Raw genomic sequence first — 4,301 nt, forward strand, 5'->3', positions numbered from 1 at the left:
ATGCGGGCGACTTCGCCGCCAGCACCCTGCCCGGCAGCATGGACGGCATGCGCGGGGGCACGCTCCTTGTGAAGGGCAACGTCGGTGAGCGCTTCGGCGACCGCATGCGGCGCGGCACGGCACTCGTCTTCGGCAACGCGGGCGACTTCCTCGCCTCGCGCATGGTGGCCGGCAGCATCGCCATCGGCGGGCAGGCGGGTACCCACGTGGGTTACGGCATGCGGCGCGGCAGCGTGGTGTTTGCCACGGCGGCACCGACAATCGCGCCGACCTTCGTGCCTGCGCTGGTCGACCCCGCCGTGTTCTGGCAGCTGCTGGCGCGCGATCTGGCACGCCACGGCGGGCCGTTTGCAGCGCTGCCCTCGCGATCCATCGTGCGCCACCTGGGCGACCTGGCGTCCGATGGCCGGGGTGAACTCATCGTGGTCCGCTGAATCCTTCTTCCAATCCCCTGAGGCAACCCATGACCAAGACCTACCTCTTCCACGCCGGCGAAGCCACCGTGTTCGCACGCGAGGGCCAGTTCACCGACGCCATGCCCGAGATCCTGATCGGCCGCACCGACGGGCCCGTCGGCCAGGCCTTCGCGAACATGATGGCGCAGAGCAAGGGCCACACGGCGATGTTCGCCATCCGCGCCTGCAACCAGCTGGTGCGGCCGGCGACCATCCTCGTGCCCAAGGTCACGCTGAAGGACATGGCCAACATCGACCTCTTCGGCGGCGTGGTGCAGAGCGCCACGGCCGATGCGGTGGTCGACTGCCTGATCGATGGCACCATCCCCAAGGACATGGCCAACGAGCTGTGCATCATCAGCCTGGTGTGGATCGACCCGCGCTGCGCCAAGGATGCCAACCTCGACAAGAAGGACATGTACCGCACCAACCACGAGGCGACCAAACTCGCGATCAGGCGGGCGCTCAACAACGAGCCCTCGGTGGATGAATTGATCGCCAACCGCCACAAGATCAAGCACGACATGGACGACTGGAGTTGAACGACCGATGAGCGAAGTGTTCGCACTGCTCGACGACTGCCACGCCACGCGGGCCGACCCGCTGAGCCGCCTCTACACCGGCTTTGCGTGCGAGCACCGCTGCGTGGACCCAGCCACGCTCGACGCGCTGTGGGCGCGCGTCGATGCCGACCAGCGCGCCGGCCTGCATGCCGTGGTGCTGGCCGACTATGAATGGGGCGCCAAGCTGATGCGGGCCGGGCATGCGGTACTGGGCGCCAACGATGCGTCATCACTGCGCGTGCTGATGTTCCGCACACTGCGGCGCCTGTCGCGCGACGAGGTCGACGGCTGGCTGGCCGCGCGCAGCAGCGAGCAGCCTTGTGGTGTGACGAACCTGATGCCCAGCGTTGACCGGCCGGGCTTCACGCGGGCCATCGCGCGCATCCACGAGGCCATCCGCGCCGGCGAGACCTACCAGGTCAACTACACCTACCGACTGCACGGAGACGCCTATGGCCCGCCACTGGATCTGTACCGCGCACTCAGGGCGCGCCAGCCGGTGGGCTATGGCGCGCTGATCGCGCTGCCGGATGACACGCACGTGCTCTCCTGCTCGCCCGAGCTCTTCCTGCGCAACGACTCGGGCCTGCTCACCGCGCGGCCGATGAAGGGCACCGCGCCGCGCATCGAGGCACCCGAGAGCGACAGCGAGACCGCGCGCCTGCTTTCGCTCGACACCAAGAACCGGGCCGAGAACCTGATGATCGTCGACCTGCTGCGCAACGACCTCGGCCGCATTGCGCAGACGGGTTCGGTGAAGGTGCCGGCGCTGTTCTCGGTCGAGCCCTACGCCACGCTGTTCCAGATGACGTCCACCGTGCAGGCGCAGGTGAAGCCCGAGGTCGGCTTTGCCGAGCTGCTGCGCGCGGTGTTCCCCTGCGGCTCGATCACCGGCGCGCCCAAGCACCACACCATGGAGCTGATCGCCGGCCTGGAGACCACACCGCGCGGGCTCTACTGCGGCGCCATCGGCTGGGTCGACGCACCGCGCGGTGACAAACGCCTGGGCGACTTCTGCCTCAGCGTGGCCATCCGCACGCTCACGCTCGGGGCCGAGGCAGACGGGCTGCGGCCGGCGCGTCTGGGCGTGGGCGCCGGCATCGTGCTCGACAGCCAGGCCGACGACGAGTTCGACGAATGCCTGCTGAAGGCGCGCTTTCTCACCGGCCTGGCGCGCGAGCCGGCCTGCGCATGAACCGCCCATGAGGCTGGCGCTGTTCGACCTGGACCACACGCTGATCCCCTTCGACAGCGGCATGGCCTGGACGCGCTTCCTCGTCGCGCGCGGTGCCCTGCCGCTCGAGGCGCCGGAGGTCTACCTGGGCTACTGCCTCGAGTACGTGGCGGGCACGCTGGACATCCACGCCATGCACCGGGTGACCGTGGCGCCACTGTCGACGGTGCCGCGCGCGCAGATCGAGGCCTGGGGCCGCGACTTCGAGGCCGAGATGCGTGCACACGTGCCGGCCAGCATGCTGGCGCTGGTCGCGCGCCACCGCGACGCCGGCGACCTGTGCGCGCTCGTCACCGCCACCACGCATTTCATTGCGGGCCCCTTCGCGCGGTTGTTCGGCATCGATCACGTGGTCTCGACCGAGGCCCAGCAGCAAGGCGTCTTCTACACCGGCGAGATCGACGGCGAGCCCTGCTACCGCGAGCACAAGCTGACCCGCGTGCAGGCCTGGCTGGCCGGCCAGGCGCCTCCTCTCGCCCTGCAGGCGTTCACGCAGAGCTGGTTCTATTCGGATTCGCGCAGTGACCTGCCACTGCTGCAGGCCGTGTCGCACCCGGTGGCGGTGCGGCCCGATCCGCATCTGCGCGCGCATGCGCTGCAGGCTGGCTGGTCGGTGATCGATGAGGGCGGCGAGAACGGCCTGCCCGCTGGCCAGACCGTCGAACTCCGGCTCATGCGAGAAGACGACCTGCCCTTGCTGCACACCTGGCTGAACCGGCCCCACGTCGCCGTGTGGTGGGGGAACGAACAACCCACGCTCGATGAAGTGCGCGAGCAGTACCTCCCCAGCGTCCTCGCACGCGACGGGGTGACGCCCTACATCGCGTCCGTCGACGGCGTGCCGTTCGCCTACGCCCAGTCGTATGTCGCCCTGGGGAGCGGGGAGGGCTGGTGGGAAGACGAGACCGATCCCGGTGTGCGTGGCATCGACCAGTCCATCGGTGAACCATCGCTCCTGGACCAGGGGCTGGGCACGCGGCTCGTGCGGGCGCTGCTCGAACACCTGTTCGCCGACCCGTCGGTCACGAAGGTGCAGACGGATCCGTCGCCGGACAATGCACGTGCGATCCGCTGCTACGAGAAGGCGGGGTTCAGGCGTGTGAAGACGGTCGTCACGCCAGATGGCCCGGCCGTCTACATGCTGTGCGAGAGACCCCGCGGGAAGGCCGGCGGCTAGCGCCCTGGCGGCAAGCTGGCCTCCGCCGCGCGCAGCGAGGCCAGCCGCTTCTGCGTGCCGGGGTGGGTGGGCGTGTCCTTGGTGATGCCCTGGCGCGTGAAGATGGCGCGCAGGTCCGGCCGCGGGTTGCCCAGGTTGTGCAGAGTGCGTGCGGCAAAGGCGTCGGCCTCGTACTCGTGCTGGTGGGCCAGGCTGGAGGCCTCGCGCCCCAGCAGGGCGGCGACGGCGTCGGTCTGTTCCGGCGTGACGGCTCCTGGCACCCACTTCTGGTAGACGCTGCCCATCTGCGACCAGTGGCCGAGCGCCACGTGGCCGAGTTCGTGCGCCAGCACGAACATCCGGTCTTCCTCGGGCCAGTCGCCCAGGCTCTCGTGGGCGACCACCACGTGGCCGTTCAGCGTCTCGGCGAGGGTGTCGCCGCGGACCACGCGCAGCTCGACGGTGCGCACCGGGCCCAGGCCGTGGAGCAGCTTCTCGAAGCTGGCCCGGATCTTCAGGGCGCGCGGGTTGTCGGACGCGACCAGCTGCAGCCTGTCCAGGCGCACCTGTTGCGAGCGTTCCAGCACGTCGACGATGCCTTCGCCATGTGCCATGCCCGCTGCCAGTGCGAGCCCGACCACGATCACCCACCGCACCACCGACCACATCACCACGACAACTCCCGCGCGCGCCCACCGCCGGGCCCACATCTGTGATTACGGCGCAATCTGCGTGCCTGATTCAAGGGTTTACCCGTGGGCTGTTACCTCAAATCGGGGGGCGCCGTGCTGCAGTGCACGGGCAAGTGCGGTTCCTGCGGCTCTGTCACCCCGGCGAAGGCAGGGGTCCACTGCCCGACGAAGCACCGGGGCGTCCACCGCCAGTGGATCCCG

General features: G+C 69.4%; 4 protein-coding genes and 2 pseudogenes. 5 read left to right on the forward strand and 1 reads right to left on the reverse strand.

What is annotated here, in order from left to right:
• The 5 genes and pseudogenes from VFL64_RS05585 to aac(6') all read left to right on the forward strand — a co-directional run.
• Positions 1 to 434, forward strand: a 434-nt coding sequence (locus tag VFL64_RS05585) for a GltB/FmdC/FwdC-like GXGXG domain-containing protein (protein ID WP_489539390.1), incomplete at its 5' end; no start/stop codon positions are given.
• Between the two features lie 29 nt (positions 435 to 463).
• Positions 464 to 997: a formaldehyde-activating enzyme gene (fae, locus tag VFL64_RS05590; protein ID WP_489539391.1), complete on the forward strand. Its 534-nt coding sequence runs from the start codon at positions 464 to 466 to the stop codon at positions 995 to 997.
• 7 nt (positions 998 to 1,004) lie between these two features.
• Positions 1,005 to 2,189, forward strand: a pseudogene (pabB, locus tag VFL64_RS05595) (aminodeoxychorismate synthase component I); the annotation flags it as partial.
• Positions 2,190 to 2,220: 31 nt separating this feature from the next.
• Positions 2,221 to 2,820, forward strand: a pseudogene (locus VFL64_RS05600) (HAD family hydrolase); the annotation flags it as partial.
• Positions 2,821 to 2,892: 72 nt separating this feature from the next.
• On the forward strand, positions 2,893 to 3,429 hold the full coding sequence (gene aac(6'), locus VFL64_RS05605) for an aminoglycoside 6'-N-acetyltransferase (RefSeq protein WP_489539392.1): 537 nt from the start codon (positions 2,893 to 2,895) through the stop codon (positions 3,427 to 3,429).
• Here the strand turns inward: aac(6') and VFL64_RS05610 are convergent.
• Positions 3,426 to 4,076 (reverse strand): M48 family metalloprotease, encoded by a 651-nt coding sequence (locus VFL64_RS05610; RefSeq protein WP_489539393.1) that lies wholly within the window; start codon positions 4,074 to 4,076, stop codon positions 3,426 to 3,428. The two genes, aac(6') and VFL64_RS05610, sit on opposite strands and share 4 nt — an antisense overlap.
• Between the last annotated feature and the right edge of the window lie 225 nt (positions 4,077 to 4,301).

Source organism: Rhizobacter sp. (assembly GCF_035702065.1).
Taxonomy (GTDB): Bacteria; Pseudomonadota; Gammaproteobacteria; order Burkholderiales; family Burkholderiaceae_C; genus Rhizobacter.